Source organism: Actinospica robiniae DSM 44927, from assembly GCF_000504285.1.
Taxonomy (GTDB): Bacteria; Actinomycetota; Actinomycetes; order Streptomycetales; family Catenulisporaceae; genus Actinospica; species Actinospica robiniae.
Map to the genome: position 1 here is coordinate 547,660 of NZ_KI632511.1, position 14,057 is coordinate 561,716.

Below are 14,057 nucleotides of genomic sequence, written 5' to 3' on the forward strand. Positions count from 1 at the left end.
TACCGGTTGCCAAGCGCCCGCTCCACCCTCGCGGCCTAGCCGCCGGACTGCTCATCTCCGTCTTCCTCCTGGTCATCGCGGTCATCGCGGTCGCCGCGGGGTGCGGTACCACTCCGACCAGGCGCCGCCCGACGGGCTTGGTGCTGCGCGATCGCGGCGTCGACGTACTCGATCACGTCCGGGTCGAGGCGGTAGAACCGTTTGCGGTCGTACCAGGTCACGATGGCCGCTCCGAGGATCACCCAGAGCAGCAGTCCGAGTCCGGCGGCCAGAGCGCCGTGGGCGAGCCCCGCGTCGGCGCGGGCGCCGAAGTACATGATCGAGCGGGTGCCGGCCAGGATCTCGCGGAGCGGCTCGACGTTGCTCAGGCCGCGAAGGGGCCCGGGCAGCGCCTCGATCGGCACCGTCCCGCCGGCCGAGGCAAGGCCGGCATAGACGAACAGCAGCAGGGCGATGAGCTGTCCGAAGGTGCCGGCGGCGGCGAACAGCACGATCGTGCCGACGCCGACGCTCGCGGCGCACAGCCACATGTAGACCCACAGCAGCAGCGGATAGGGGGTGTCCATGCCCACTCCGGCGGCCACGAGGAGTTCGATCGCGGTGAGCACGGCGGTGAGGACCACGACGACGGGCCATTTGACGAGCTGTGTCTGCCAGCGGTTGATCGGCAGCGGCCGGCGTTGGCGCCAGCGCGGCCCGATCTCGTTGGTCGAGTAGCCGAGGGCGGAGTCCACGACGTTGTTCACGATCACCCCGCCGAGGAACCCGCACATCATCGTCAGCAGTGCGATGTAGAAGGCGCTCAGACCGAGCGCTGCGTTGTTCGGCAGCGGCCGGTACTGAGTGGTCGTCACCTTGATCGGGTCGGTCAGGTAGAGCGTGGCGGCGGGCGTCCGGCTCGCGGGTGGGATCGAAGCGACGAGGCGCTGACCGACCTGGTGGGAGGCCGCCGCCAGAGCGGGTTGCAGGATCGCGGTGGCCAACTGGCTGCTGACCGTGCCGGCCCGCAGATTCGTGAGGATCTCGACGGTGGGCACCGTGTGAGCACCGGTGCTCGTCCGCGCGATGCCCGAGACGGTGAGCAGGTCGGCGGTGAAACCGGGTGGGATCACCACCGTCGCATACAGGCCGTCGTCGTCCATCGCCGCCTCAGCCTGCGAGAGGGTCTGCGGCTGCAGGCTCAGCGGGTCCGAGACGGCCGGACTGGCCTGCAGGCCGGACGCGATCTGCGCGCCGACGTCAAGGTGCTGCGATCCGATCGTGGCGCCCTGGTCCTGGTTCACCAGGCCGACCGGCAGACCTCGCAGGTGCGAGACCGGGTCGGCCACCGCGGAGATGTACACGGCGGTCATGACGGCGATCACGACCGACCCCAGCACCAACGGGACCATCCACACCGCGCGGACCCGCAGCAGCTTGCCCGCTCGCACCGGCAGGCGAGGATCGGACTTCACGGCGCATCCCCACGACGAGAGTCACGCCGGCGGACGACGGCGCAAGCCCGCCTGCTCGGGGGCGAGGGCATGCAGTGGGGAGCCATCGTCATCCGTGCAGGGCTCGCCGGAGTGCGTCGACGGTGAGTTGCCTGGCGACGTTGGTCGCGCGGGCGTCGCGCAGGCTGTCGAGCATCATGAAGTCGTGCACGATGCCGAGTACGCGCACCGAGGTGACGTCCACTCCGGCTTCGCGCAGGCGGGCGGCGTACGCCTCGCCTTCGTCGCGCAGGATGTCCGCCTCGTCGACGATGACCAGCGTGGTCGGCAGGCCCTTGAGCTCGTCGAGGTCGGCCTCCAGCGGCGAGGCGTACTTCTCCTTACGCCGCTTGGCGTCGGAGGTGTACTGGTCCCAGAACCACTTCATCCCGTCGGCCGTGAGGTAGTACCCCTCGGCGAACTGCTGGAAGGACGCGGTGTCGAACCTCGCGCTGGTCACGGGGTAGAGCAGTACCTGGGCCCTGAGCGGGACGTCGCCGCGGTCCTTGGCCATCAGGGCGAAGACGGCGGACATGTTCCCGCCGACCGAGTCGCCGCACACCGCGATCCGGCCGGGGTCGAGACCCTTGCTCGCGCCGTGGGCGACGATCCACTTGCCGACCGCGTAGTTCTGCTCGATCTGCGTGGGGTACTTGGCCTCCGGCGCCCGGTCGTAGACCGGGAAGACCGCTGCCGCGTTCGCGCCCACGACCAGTTCGCGCACGAGCCGGTCGTGGGTGTTCTCGTCCCCGAAGACCCAGCCGGCGCCGTGGATGTAGAGGATGACCGGAAGCGTGCCGGTGGCGCCGGCGGGCTTGACGATGCGGGTGCGTACCGTGCCGTACTGCCCGGCGTCGACCTCGACCCACTCCTCGTCGACCGCGGGCTTGTCGACGCCGTCGCCGCTCTGCAGCCCGGCAAGCGTGTCCCGGCCCTGCTGCGGCGGAACCTCGGTGATGCGCGGATGCGGGTCCGTGGCCTCGGCCAGTTCCCGGGCGGCCGGCTCGAGGTAGGGGGCGGGGGGAGCGGGAAGGGTCGCGGACATACCATTACTCCGTTCGGGACGGGTGGGCGGCGGACGCGAGTGGATTCGCCCCGGAATCAATCTCTGGTGCGTGTGCACCGGCCATGCAGAACGGCGATGGCGTGGACGACGTCGAGAGCGCCAGCCTTGAGCCGAGCGGGCACCTTGTGGTCGACCTGCTGCCCTCGGCCCGCGGGGCCACGCACGCCGACCTCGGCCGCATCGAGCGCCGCCTCGCCGGAATCGAGCAGCTTCTCGGCGCCCACTTCGAACGCTGACGGTCCGGTTTCGCCCGCACCGGTCACCCGGCAGCCGCGGCCTCGGCCTGGTCGAGTGCCCCGTCGAGGGAGGTGGCGGCATTGATCAGGGCTAGGTGCGTGAAGGCCTGGGGGAAGTTGCCCAGCTGCTGCCCGGTCGGGCCGATCTCTTCGGCGAACAGGCCGACGTGGTTGGCGTAGGTGAGCATCTTGTCGAAGGCGTAGCGGGCCTCGCCGATCCGCCCGGCGCGGGCCAGGGCGTCGACGTAGAGGAAGCTGCACAGTGAGAAGGTGCCTTCGGAACCCTTGAGCCCGTCCGGCGAGGCGGAGGGGTTGTAGCGGTAGACCAGCGAGTCCGCGACGAGTTCGGCGTCCATCGCGTCGAGCGTGGCCAGCCAGCGCGGGTCGCGGGAGGAGATGAAGCCGACCTTGGGCATCAGCAGCAGCGAGGCGTCGAGCACGTCGCTGCCGTAGTGCTGGACGAACGCCTTCTTCTCCTCGTTCCACGCCTGGTCGAGGATCTGCCGGGCGATGGTGTCGCGCACCTGGGTCCAGCGGGCGATGTCCGCGGGGCGGGAGAGGTCCCAGGCCATCTTCAGCCCGCGGTCCAGCGCCGCCCAGCACATCACCCGGCTGAAGGTGAAGCTCTGCGCGCCGCCGCGCGTCTCCCAGATCCCGGCGTCGGCCCGGTCCCAGTGGTCGCACAGCCAGTCCATCACGGAAGCGAAGGCCTGCCAGCCGTCGTATCCGGCGGTGTCGCGCAGCGGCACGGAGCGGGAGAGGCAGTACGCGGCCTCGCCGTAGATGTCGAGCTGCAGCTGGTCCATCGCGCCGTTGCCCGCCCGGACGGGGGCGGACGCACGCCAGCCTTCGAACTGCCCGAGCACCCGTTCGGCGCAGTCAGGGTCGCCGTCGATGCGGTAGAGGATCTGCAGCGGCTCGCCGGTCGCGGTGCCGCCGGCGGACAGGCGGGCGGCCAGCCACCGGCTGAAGGCGAGCGACTCGTCGTGGAAGCCGATGCTTTCGAGCGCAGCGATGGTCAGCGAGCCGTCGCGGATCCAGGTGTAGCGGTAGTCCCAGTTGCGTTCCCCGCCCTCCTGCTCGGGCAGGCCCATGGTCGCCGCGGCCACCGGTGCTCCGCTCGGCGCGTAGATCATCAGCTTGAGGGTGATCGCGGAGCGCTTGACCTGCTGTTGCCAGCGGCCGCGGTAGGTGCATCGGTGCAGCCACCGCTCCCAGAATCCGCGGGTGGCGTCGAAGGCGGACTGCACCGCGCTCAGTTCCAGGCCCCCGCCCTCGGCGGGTGCGGCGGCGGGTGCCGCAGCGTCGCCGGTGAGGACGGTGAGCATCACCCCGGCCGTCTGTCCGTGGCCGAGCGTGAACTCCGCCGACACGTCTTCGCCGTCCGCGTTCAGCTCGACCGGTGCCGTGCAGTCCAGCCGCAGTTGCGCGCCATCGGCCTGGAATCGTGCGCTGTCGCCGCGCACGGTCAGGGTGTGCCGGCTCGTCCCGTAGTCGATGCGAGGCCGGCACCGCAGCGAGAAGCGGACGGTGCCACGCACCACCCGCGGCACGCGGATGATCCGGTGCTCGCCGCTCGGCGTGGTCGGATCGCCGATCGGCATGAAGTCCACGACCTCGCCCACCCCGTCTGGAGTGAAGAACCGGGTGACCAGGATCGCCGAGTCGGCCAGGTACATCTGCGTCGTGCTGACCTGCTCGCCCTCGACGGTCACGGTGAAGTGGCCGCCGCCGTCGGCATCCAGCAGCGATGCGAAGACGCTCGGGGAGTCGAACCGGGGCGCGCAGAAGAAGTTCACCGCGCCGTGGTCCGATACAAGCGCCAGCGTCTGCAGATCTCCGATGAGGCCGTGGCCGGCGATCGCCGGGTAATCACGGCTGACGCTTGCTCCGGTCACCCGTACTCACCTCTCCGCCCTGCCACCCGATCCAGGTGAGCACTTCCGACTCTCCATCAGACCGCGGCCCCGGGGCCATCGGGCCTGCGCCGGTCGGGGGACCATCGCAGACCGCGGCGATTGCTGCCTCGCGGCTCACGGTGTACCCGGCTTACCGTTGAAGCGTCCGCTACGCGGCCATGACGGGAGTGATCGAAATGACGGAGATCAGACCGAGGTTCCGGACGGTCGACGGACTCTCGATCCGCTACGCCGAGAGCGAAGGGCCGCGTGACCGTTCCGCGTTGTTGCTGAGCCCGTGGCCGGAGAGCCTGTACAGCTATGACGCGATCTGGTCCAAGCTCGCCGAGCACGCGCACCTGGTCGCAGTCGACCTGCCGGGGTTCGGGATGTCCGAGCTCCGCGAGGAGCTGCTCTCGCCCCGGGCCATGGGCGGCTTCGTCGTGCGGCTCGCCGACGCGTTCGGGCTGGACCGGCCGCATGTCGTAGGGCCGGATATCGGGACGGCCGCGGCGCTGTTCGCGGTGGTGGACCATCCGGACAGGTTCCGGAGCCTGGTGGTGGGCACCGGCGGCGTGGCAGTCCCGATCACCCTGGGCAGCCCGCTTAAGGACTGGGTGCTCACCGACGACCTGGCGCCCTACCGGGCCATGGGCCCCAAGGACGTCGTGAAGGTCGCGATCGGCACCATCCAGGGCTACGAGCTGCCGGACATCGTGCGAGAGGACTATCTGGCCTGCTACTGGGGCCAGCGGTTCGTGGACCAGCTCCCGTACGTCCGCGCGTACCCGGCTGAGCTTCCCATCTTGAGCGATCTGCTGCCCGGCATCACGACGCCTTTGCAGATCCTGGCCGGCCGCAACGACCCGGTCGTCCCGTTGGAGAACGCCGAGTACCTCCACGCCCGCGTGCCCGGCAGCAAGCTCGACGCGATCGACGCCGGACACTTCGCCTGGGAGGAAGCCGCAGACGAGTACGCCGACGTCATCACGGCCTGGTGGCGTGCCAACTGAAGGCATCGTTGACCAGCAGGGCTGCTCGATGAGGCGCACCGTGGCGCATCTGCAATCGCGGTGCCATCGGAGCTGCAGGTCGCTGTCAGCGCGCTGCCCCGGGGTCCGACCAGAGTATGAGAGGTCGCAGTCACAGTGATCGACGCTGAGGAGCTAGCCGCGCGGAACGCCGGTTTCGCCGCCGACGGCAGAGCATTCGCCGGCCTCAAGCTCATGCCCAGCGGCGGGTTGACGGTCATCGGATGCGTTGACCCCCGTGTCGACCCCTGCGACGTTCTCGGGCTCGAGCTCGGCGAGGCGGCGGTGATCCGCAACGTCGGAGGCAGGGTCGCGCCCGAGACGCTCCGGACGTTGGGGCTGCTCTCGAAGGTCACGCAGTCCCGCACAGGCGGCGCCGGTCCGGGTGTCACCCACTATGCGGTCCTCCACCACACCGACTGCGGGATCACGGACCTGGCCGCGTTCCCCGAGCTGCTGGCCGAGTACTTCGAAGTTCCGGTCGGAGACGTGGACGGCAAGGCGGTCATCGACCCGGCCGCCGCCGTCCGCCTCGACGTCGAGATCCTCAAGCAGAAGCTCAGGCCCGGAGTCTTCGTCTCAGGGCTCGTGTACGACGTGGCCACCGGACTCATCGACGTCGTCGTCCCGCCTGTGCGAGTGGACGCATGACTGAGAGGAAGGCATGACATCGCGCCGTGCCTGCGGCCGGTCCGGCCCGGGCGATCGCCGAGGGCCTTCGGCTTGCGCCGGAGTTCGCTCTCCCAACCAGTCGTATCGACGGGAAGGCGCCTTCTGATGTGCGAGGATCACGGGCACTCGGCGGCCGAAGCAGCGCAGTCAGCGCCTCGCGTCGCAGACCGACCGGTCATCGACCCGGTGGCCGTTCCCGAGGTCGACGAGGTCAGGGTCACGATCCTGGTCGACAACGCCTTCGACGCCCTGCTGCCTTCCGCCGAAGGCGTCAGCCGGCCGGCGGCGAATACTGGGAGGACCCCGGCGCGGCAGTTCGCCGGCGGTGAGACCGTCGCGGGGCTGCGCGCCGAGCACGGCTTCTCCGCCCTGGTCACCGTCCGAAGCGGGAGCTCGAGCACCACGCTGCTGTTCGACACCGGCGCCTCGCCGGACGCGCTGGCGGTGAACGCCGAGCGCCTGGGCGTCGACATCGGCGGTCTGCACGGCGTCGTGCTCAGCCACGGGCACTTCGACCACGCGGGCGGCTTCGACGGTCTGGCCCGGCTGCGCGGACGCTCCGGCCTGCCGCTGACCGTTCACCCCGCGGTCTGGACCCGCCGCCGCCTCGATCTGCCGGGCAGTCAGGGTCTGGAGATGCCCACGCTCTCGCGCGGTGCCCTGGAACGCGAAGGGTTCGAGGTGGTCGAGCGGCGGTGGCCGTCGCTGGTGGCGGGTGGCATCCTGATCACCGGCGAGGTGGACCGCGTCACCGAGTTCGAGCACGGCATGCCGCCGCCACACCAGGCCTGGGACGGGACCGGTTGGCGGCACGACGCCGCCGTCATCGACGACCAGGCGCTCGTCATCCATGTGCGCGGCCGGGGACTCGTCGTCATCACCGGCTGCGGCCACGCCGGAGTGGTCAACATCGTGCGGCACGCCATGAGGCTGACCGGCGTCGAGAAGCTGCTGGCCCTCATCGGGGGCTTTCACCTCAGCGGTCCCGCCTTCGAGCCGGTCATCGCCCCGACTGCGGACGCGCTCACCCGATTGGCCCCCGAACTGATCGTCCCCGGCCACTGCACCGGCTGGCGCGCCCAGCACGCCCTCGCCGCATCCCTCCCGGACGCATGGGTGCAGTTCAGCGTCGGGACCACCTATACACTCGGCGCAGCCTCTGTCGGTGCTGCCTGATCTGGCCCGGGTCGTCCCGGCAGGACTACTCATTGAGCCGCCTTGACCCTCAGGGCGCGGCGCTGTTGCCACAGGTCACGCCCGGTATGCGTCGTCCTCGCGGCCAGGGCGAAAACAGCTGCCGTCTATTGCGATTTGATGATCGGCTGAGCGCTGGTGGGGCGTGGGATGAGGTGTCGGGTCAGGGTGTGGGCGGCCGCTTCGCGCCGCCCTGTTTCTTCTGACCGCCCGCCCACCCGTTGCGTTGGCGGGGCGGGCTGCAGTTTCAAGATCTCGCCTTGAGCTTCCCTAGAGTTTTCCGTGTGATCTAGCCCGTTGATCTGGTGTTTTCTTGTTGTGGCCGGGTTCGCCCGGATGGGGGTACCCGTTTGGCGGTGGGTGTGGGTCGCTGTCCGGGCAGTTGCCGGGCCTGCGGGCCGGCCGGTAGTGCCGGGCTTTTCGCGCGCTCGGTGCGGCGGTGGCGGCGACGGGTCGCATCGCGCGCCAGTCGCTCGAGGTCGGCCGCGGTCAACTCGCCAGCGTCGTGGGCGGCTTCGTACTCGTCCGGGGATCGGTAGCCGAGATTGCGCTGGATCCTTCGCGGGTTGTAGAACCCGTCGAGGTATTCGAACAGGGCCTGGTTCGCCTCGGCCCGGGTGGCGAACTCCCGGCGGCGCACGCACTCGGTCTTGAGCGTGGACCACATGTTCTCGGCCAGGGCGTTGTCGTAGGAGTCCCCGACCGTGCCCATGGACGCGGTGATCCCGGCCCGCACCAGCCGCGTGCTCAGCTTGATCGAGGTGTACTGCGACCCGTGGTCCGCGTGGTGCACGAGGCTGCCGTCGGCAGGCGGGCGCCTGGAGCGCAGCGCGTACTCGAGGACCGCGCACACCAGGTCCGCGTCCGCGACATCGCTGCTCTCCCACGCGATGACCTTGCGGGAGAACGCGTCGCGGATCGAGGCGAGCCACAACGGCCCCTCACCGGTGGCGATCACGGTCAGGTCGGTGACCCACAAACGGTTCGGTCCCACCGCGGTGAAGCGCCGGTTGACCGCGTCCGCGGGCCGGGGATCATCCGGGTCCGGGATCGTGGTGCGCACCTTGCGCGCCGGGCTCACCCCGACGATGCCGTTCTCGCGCATCAGCCGCTCGACCCGCTTGCGCGAGACCGCCTCGCCCTCGCGCCGCAGCACCGCGTGCACCCGCGGGGAGCCGTACACCCCGCCCGAGTCGGCGTGGACCTCGCGGATGCGCGCGAGCAACTCGGCATCACGCACCTGCCGCGCGCACGGCGCCACAGCCCGCCGGCGCCAGTCGCCGAAGGTGGACGGGGCTATCGCCAACTCCCGGAGCACGGGCTCGACCCCGAACGCCGCCTGGTTCTCCTCGAGGAACCTCAGCAGCGCCGGCCGGTCTGGTCGAGCTGGACCGCGAAATACGCGCTCGCCGCCCGCAGGATCTCATTCGCCCGCCGCAGCTCCATCACCTCCTTGCGCAGCCCCGCCAGCTCCGCCTCCACCTGCGCCGGAAGCTCCGGCACATCCACGAGCGCGCCGCGGCGAGCACCACCCCGGCCCGGACCCGAGCACCGGGCCTCCTCGTCCTTACGGATCCACTCACGCAGCGCCTCCGGATGCACACCGAGCTGACGGGCCATCGCCCGCACCACCGGCTTCTCCTCCGCCGCCCGATACATCGCCACCGCCCGCTCCCGCAACTCCGGCGGATACTTCCTCTGACCAGCCATCAGACCGACTCCCTTCACCTCATCCATCACGCCACGGGTCCGATCAACCGGCAACCCGGGGGACGCTCACCTCCGGCGCGGGCCCTTCCCTCGGAGAGAGATGCCGGAGTCTGCGGGGTGCTGGCGTGGTGGGGCGGGTTGGGGTTGGGGGTGGTGGGGTTGCGGGTGTGTGCTCTCTCCTCGGTCGGTCCCCGGAGGCAATCAGGGTCCTGCCGGGAGGTCAAGCGGCGGTGGTTTCCGTTGATGGGGCGGTTTCCAGTGATGGTTGCGAACTTCTCGTTGAGAGGTTTCGTACGTGCCCAATCCGACTGGGATACCCGTTGCGCGCGAGGTCAAGTACCGGTTCTTCGAGCTCATCCATTCGGGCTATACCCAAAGGCAGGCGGCAGCGGCGGCCGGAGTATCCGAAAGCGCCGGCTGCCGCTGGCTCCAGCACGCTGGTGGGGTGAGCATCGATGAAGAGCGTGTCTAATGGAGTGTGTAAGCGGGTGACCTGTTGAGCAGCAGGTGGTAGTGCCTGGCTGCTAGAAATGGTGACACGCTGTGAGTGGCAAGAAGATGGACCAGGTGCTGTCGGTGGAGGCCGAGGAGCATCTGGTGGAGGAGCTCGAGCAGGTCGAGGGTGCCCGTCGGGTCGCTGCGATCCTGGCTCCGGAGGCGATCGACTCTCTGCTGGCCGAGGCCGAGAAGGCCGGGGGCGGGGCGCAGGAGCTGCTGGCTGCGATCACCAAGGCGGTGCTCGAGCGGGCGCTGCAGGTGGAGATGGCGGATCACCTCGGCTACGAGAAGGGGGATCCGGCCGGGGTCGGCTCGCCCAACTCGCGCAACGGCTCCTACGGCAAGACCGTGGTCACCGCGTCCGGGCCGGTGCGCCTGCAGGCCCCGCGTGATCGGGCCGGCTCGTTCGAGCCGCGGATCGTGCCCAAGCGCACCAAGAGGCTCGGGCAGGTCGACGAGATGATCCTCTCGCTCTACGCCCGGGGGATGTCCACCCGCGACATCCGCGACCACCTCGCCGAGGTCTACGGCGCCGAGATCTCCCCCGCGCTGGTCTCGAACGTGACCGAGGTGGTGCGCGAGGAGATCGCCGAATGGCAGAACCGCGCGCTCGACGCGGTGTATCCGATCCTTTACATCGACGCGATCGTGGTGAAGGTCCGCGAGTCCGGCAGCGTCGTGAACAAGGCCGCGCACCTGGTGATCGGCGTGGACACCGACGGGTACAAGCAGGTGCTCGGCATCTGGATCGAGCAGAAGGAGGGCTCCCGGTTCTGGCTCAACGTCCTGACCTCCCTGCGCAACAGGGGCCTGAAAGACGCCCTCGTCGTGTGCTGCGACGGGCTGAGCGGGCTGCCCGAGGCGATCGGGCACGTATGGCCCGAGGCGATCGTGCAGACCTGCGTGGTCCACTTGATCCGCACCTCGATGCGGTATGTCGCCTACGCCGACCGCAAGAAGATCGCCGCCGCGCTGCGCCCGATCTACACCGCCGCGAACGCCTCGGCCGCCGAGGCCGCGCTCGAAGCGCTGCGCGGCACGTTCGCCCGCAGCGCACCCGGGGTGATCTCCGCATGGGAGCGGTCCTGGGAGACGTTCATACCGTTTCTCGACTTCCCCCTCGAGCTGCGACGGGTCATCTACACGACCAACGCCATCGAGTCGATGAACTTCCAGCTCCGCAAAATCAGCAAGACCCGCGGGCACTTTCCCGACGACGACGCCGCGATCAAACTGCTCTACCTCGGCATCCGCCGCATCGAGGGCCGCCACATCGACGGCGAGGGCCGCCACGTGCCGGCCGGACAGCTACGCGGCACCGGAACCTACGGCTGGAAGCGGGCCCTGAACGACTTCGCGATCCGCTTCCCCGGCAAACTCCCGGTCTGACCAGCAAAACCGTCACCGACGGCAACCGCCGACGGAGACCCGAAGAAGGAAGAACCGTCCCCAAACTTACACACTCCAATTGACAAGCCCTCGATGAACCAGCCCGGGTCTCAGCCCGTTTCCTCTCACTCCAAGACCGGATCGTGATCGCCGACGGCACCCGTGCACGCCGCCCCAAACCGCTGATCGCCGAGGCGATCGGCAAGAGCGTCGCGACCGTCTACCGCGAGATCGAGCGCAACAGCAGACCCAACGGGGTCTATGACCCCTACTACGCCCACAACCAGGCCTACCTCGCCCGACGCCGCGACCGCCCGGCCAAGATCGAAGCGAACGAGCCCCTGCGCGAACAGGTACACGCACTCCTCGCGGCCGGCTGGTCGCCCGGCCAGATCGCCGGACACCTCGCCGCCGCCCACCCCGACCAGTGGCACCAGCGCGCCTGCGCCGAGAGCATCTACCAGGCCTACTACGCCGGCCTGGTCGGCGAGAAGAAAGCGAAACTACGCACCGGGCGCCGCCTGCGCACACCCCACACACGCGCCAAACCCGGCCACGCCGGCCCGATACCCCACATGACCTCGATACGCCAGCGCCCCGCCGCCGCCGACGACCGCTCCGAACCCGGCCACTGGGAAGGCGACCTGATCATCGGCAAACACCAGCGCTCCCAGATCGGCACCCTCGTATGCCGCCACACCCGCTACCTCAAACTCATCCACCTGCCCCACCGGCGCACCGGCGAGACGATGCGCGACGCCCTCGTCGCCCAACTCGCCGACCTGCCCGCCCAGATCCTCAAATCACTCACCTGGGACCAGGGCTCCGAAATGGCCCGCCACCGCGAGACCACCGAACTGACCGGCATGCCCGTGTTCTTCTGCGACCCCCACTCACCCTGGCAGCGGCCGACCAACGAGAACACCAACGGCCTCCTACGCCAGTACTTCCCCAAGAGCACCGACCTCTCCCGCCACACCCTCGAAGACCTCCGCCACGTCGAACACCTCCTCAACACCCGCCCCCGCCGCGTCCTCGAATGGGCTACCCCGGAAGAACGCATGGCACAATGGATCCCCAGACAACACACCACCTTGATTCGCAACCACTGACAGACACCGCGTGGTGAATCATGCATCGCGCCGCTTGACCTCCCGGCAGAACCCTGATGGGGCTTCGCCTGCCCGACCGAGGAGAGAGCCCACCCCCTGGGGGAGTGGTGCGAGCTGCGCTCGGGCCGAGTCCCGCCCGTGGCCCGGTCGCGCTTGATGCACGATCATGCATCGCCGTTCTGGGCTGCGCTTGTCTTCTCTACTCCTTTCAACGTCGGGGAGCGTGTCCGAGTTCCCCGTAAATATCCTGGATTTTCTTTAACCGGCAAAGGCCGGATGCGCGGCTTTTGTCGGTGGTGGTGTCTAGCATGGAGACATACGGGGATAGCGGCTTATGACGGGAGCGGTGGTGGGCGCGGTGGCTGGGCAGGTGGCGGCGGGGGTGTGGCTGAAAACGGTGCAGGAATTGTCCTCGGCGTGCGACCGAGCCACGCGATCCTGCGCGTTGCGTGAGCTCCGGAACGAACGGACGAGGGTGATGGTGGACTTCCCCCCGGCAACCGGACACATCTTTGGTTGCTCAGGCTGCCAGGTTCAGGACCTGGCCGTAGCGCTGCCGTGCCTCGAGCGGGGTCAGATAGCCCCAGCCCGGGTACTTACGCAGCCGCTTGCGATTATAGAAGACCTCGATGTACTCGAACAGCGCAGCGCGCGCAGAGGCGCGGTCCGGCCATTCCCGCACACCGATCTCGGTTTTGATCAGGGCCCAGTGGCTCTCGGCGACCGCGTTGTCGTAGCACGACCCGGTCCGGCCCATCGATTGCCGATACCCGCATCGGGCAATCAGACCCCTGAATCCGGAGCCCGTATACTCCCCGCCCCGATCCGAATGAACCACGCACCCCGGCCGCAGCCGGCCACGCGCCCGGGCCATCTCCAGCGCCGCGCCGACCAGCGCCCCGTCGTGATGCTCGCCCATCGACCAGCCGATCACCTCCTTCGTCGCCAGATCCACCCAGCCGGCCAGATACAAAAACCCCTCACCCGTCGGGATACAGGTCACATCACCCACCAGCCGCTCCCCGGGAGCCCGCGCCGTGAAATCCCGGCCGATCAGATCCGGGGCGAACCGCGCGGCATGATCCTGCTTCGTCAAACACCGCCGCCCCCTGCGCCGGGTGAAACCCGCAATCGAGTGATCCCGCATCAGCCGCTCCACCCTCTTCCGGTTCACCCGATGACCACGCCGGACCAGCTCGGCATGCACCCGCGGCGAACCGTACGCACCGCGCGAACCGAGATGGATCAGCACGATCTCCGCCACCAGCAGCTCCTCGGCCCGCACCCGCGCCAGCCGGGCCGCAGCCGCGGCAACCCAGTCGTAGTACGCGTTCCTCGAAACCCCCAGCACCCCACACAGCAGCGTGACCGCATGATGCGCCTTCTCCGCACCGACAAACCGGTAGACCGCCTCTACCGGGGGTCGTTCGCGAAGAAGGCAGTGGCTTTTTTTAGGTATGCTGATGACCTCGTCCTGCTGCTTGACCTTCCGGCGCAGCTCCCGCAGCTCAGCACGCTCATCCGCGCTCAGATCCGACCCACCGGCCGCCTCGCCCTCGGCCGCAAACGCCCTCACCCAGGTCCGCAGAGTCTCCCCGCTGATCCCCAGCTCCCGCGCCACCTCGGCCCGCGTACGCCCCGAAGAGGTCACCAGCCTCACCGCATCCCGCTTGAACTCCTCCGAGTACACCGGGTTCTGCTGCTTACCCACCACTCGACACCACTTCCTGGTGGACCACGCGATCCACCCAGTCTAGGTGCCCGGCCCCAAGGGGGAAG

General features: G+C 69.1%; 12 protein-coding genes and 1 pseudogene. 7 read left to right on the top strand and 6 right to left on the bottom strand.

Annotated features, from left to right (window positions below):
- Nucleotides 1-35 precede the first annotated feature (35 nt).
- Together ACTRO_RS02340 and ACTRO_RS02345 are read right to left on the bottom strand one after the other, a co-directional pair.
- Complete coding sequence (locus ACTRO_RS02340; RefSeq protein ID WP_063627913.1) at nt 36-1,454, bottom strand: YhgE/Pip domain-containing protein; 1,419 nt, start codon at nt 1,452-1,454, stop codon at nt 36-38.
- Between the two features lie 88 nt (nt 1,455-1,542).
- Complete coding sequence (locus tag ACTRO_RS02345; protein ID WP_034260819.1) at nt 1,543-2,517, bottom strand: alpha/beta hydrolase; 975 nt, start codon at nt 2,515-2,517, stop codon at nt 1,543-1,545.
- A gap of 83 nt (nt 2,518-2,600) precedes the next feature.
- Here ACTRO_RS02345 and ACTRO_RS46670 point away from each other — a divergent pair, with 83 nt between their 5' ends.
- Nucleotides 2,601-2,774 carry a hypothetical protein gene (locus ACTRO_RS46670; RefSeq protein ID WP_157435658.1) on the top strand — a complete coding sequence of 58 codons (174 nt, stop codon included), beginning with the start codon at nt 2,601-2,603 and terminating at the stop codon, nt 2,772-2,774.
- A 23-nt stretch (nt 2,775-2,797) separates the two neighbouring features.
- Here ACTRO_RS46670 and ACTRO_RS02350 read toward each other — a convergent pair whose 3' ends face one another.
- Nucleotides 2,798-4,672 carry a glycoside hydrolase family 15 protein gene (locus tag ACTRO_RS02350; RefSeq protein ID WP_051450182.1) on the bottom strand — a complete coding sequence of 625 codons (1,875 nt, stop codon included), beginning with the start codon at nt 4,670-4,672 and terminating at the stop codon, nt 2,798-2,800.
- A gap of 197 nt (nt 4,673-4,869) precedes the next feature.
- Here ACTRO_RS02350 and ACTRO_RS02355 point away from each other — a divergent pair, with 197 nt between their 5' ends.
- The 3 genes from ACTRO_RS02355 to ACTRO_RS02365 all read left to right on the top strand — a co-directional run bounded on the left by ACTRO_RS02355 (nt 4,870) and on the right by ACTRO_RS02365 (nt 7,551).
- On the top strand, nt 4,870-5,685 hold the full coding sequence (locus ACTRO_RS02355; RefSeq protein ID WP_169739795.1) for an alpha/beta fold hydrolase: 816 nt from the start codon (nt 4,870-4,872) through the stop codon (nt 5,683-5,685).
- A gap of 135 nt (nt 5,686-5,820) precedes the next feature.
- Complete coding sequence (locus ACTRO_RS02360) at nt 5,821-6,354, top strand: carbonic anhydrase (protein ID WP_051450183.1); 534 nt, start codon at nt 5,821-5,823, stop codon at nt 6,352-6,354.
- A 126-nt stretch (nt 6,355-6,480) separates the two neighbouring features.
- On the top strand, nt 6,481-7,551 hold the full coding sequence (locus ACTRO_RS02365) for an MBL fold metallo-hydrolase (RefSeq protein WP_034260824.1): 1,071 nt from the start codon (nt 6,481-6,483) through the stop codon (nt 7,549-7,551).
- A gap of 307 nt (nt 7,552-7,858) precedes the next feature.
- Here ACTRO_RS02365 and ACTRO_RS02370 read toward each other — a convergent pair whose 3' ends face one another.
- Nucleotides 7,859-8,887, bottom strand: a complete 1,029-nt coding sequence (locus ACTRO_RS02370) for an IS3 family transposase (protein ID WP_063627906.1) — start codon at nt 8,885-8,887, stop codon at nt 7,859-7,861.
- 41 nt (nt 8,888-8,928) lie between these two features.
- Entirely contained in the window at nt 8,929-9,279 is a 351-nt protein-coding gene (locus ACTRO_RS02375; RefSeq protein ID WP_034272405.1) for a transposase, read from the bottom strand.
- Between the two features lie 295 nt (nt 9,280-9,574).
- Here ACTRO_RS02375 and ACTRO_RS51615 point away from each other — a divergent pair, with 295 nt between their 5' ends.
- From ACTRO_RS51615 to ACTRO_RS02385, 3 genes and pseudogenes are all read left to right on the top strand, one after another.
- Nucleotides 9,575-9,751: a helix-turn-helix domain-containing protein gene (locus tag ACTRO_RS51615; RefSeq protein ID WP_157435659.1), complete on the top strand. Its 177-nt coding sequence runs from the start codon at nt 9,575-9,577 to the stop codon at nt 9,749-9,751.
- Between the two features lie 86 nt (nt 9,752-9,837).
- Entirely contained in the window at nt 9,838-11,166 is a 1,329-nt protein-coding gene (locus ACTRO_RS02380) for an IS256 family transposase (RefSeq protein ID WP_051450184.1), read from the top strand.
- Between the two features lie 125 nt (nt 11,167-11,291).
- Nucleotides 11,292-12,278, top strand: a pseudogene (locus ACTRO_RS02385) (IS30 family transposase); the annotation flags it as partial.
- A 520-nt stretch (nt 12,279-12,798) separates the two neighbouring features.
- Here ACTRO_RS02385 and ACTRO_RS02390 read toward each other — a convergent pair.
- Nucleotides 12,799-13,989, bottom strand: coding sequence for an IS3 family transposase (locus ACTRO_RS02390; protein WP_169739797.1), 1,191 nt, complete (start codon nt 13,987-13,989; stop codon nt 12,799-12,801).
- Between the last annotated feature and the right edge of the window lie 68 nt (nt 13,990-14,057).

Bases quoted from the DNA above. Each gene is read 5' to 3' on its own strand.
- ACTRO_RS02355 (WP_169739795.1), top strand. From the start codon at position 4,870: ATGACGGAGATCAGACCGAGGTTCCGGACGGTCGACGGACTCTCGATC.
- ACTRO_RS02365 (WP_034260824.1), top strand. From the start codon at position 6,481: ATGTGCGAGGATCACGGGCACTCGGCGGCCGAAGCAGCGCAGTCAGCG.
- ACTRO_RS02345 (WP_034260819.1), bottom strand. From the start codon at position 2,517: ATGTCCGCGACCCTTCCCGCTCCCCCCGCCCCCTACCTCGAGCCGGCC.
- ACTRO_RS46670 (WP_157435658.1), top strand. From the start codon at position 2,601: ATGCAGAACGGCGATGGCGTGGACGACGTCGAGAGCGCCAGCCTTGAG.
- ACTRO_RS02375 (WP_034272405.1), bottom strand. From the start codon at position 9,279: ATGGCTGGTCAGAGGAAGTATCCGCCGGAGTTGCGGGAGCGGGCGGTG.
- ACTRO_RS02380 (WP_051450184.1), top strand. From the start codon at position 9,838: ATGGACCAGGTGCTGTCGGTGGAGGCCGAGGAGCATCTGGTGGAGGAG.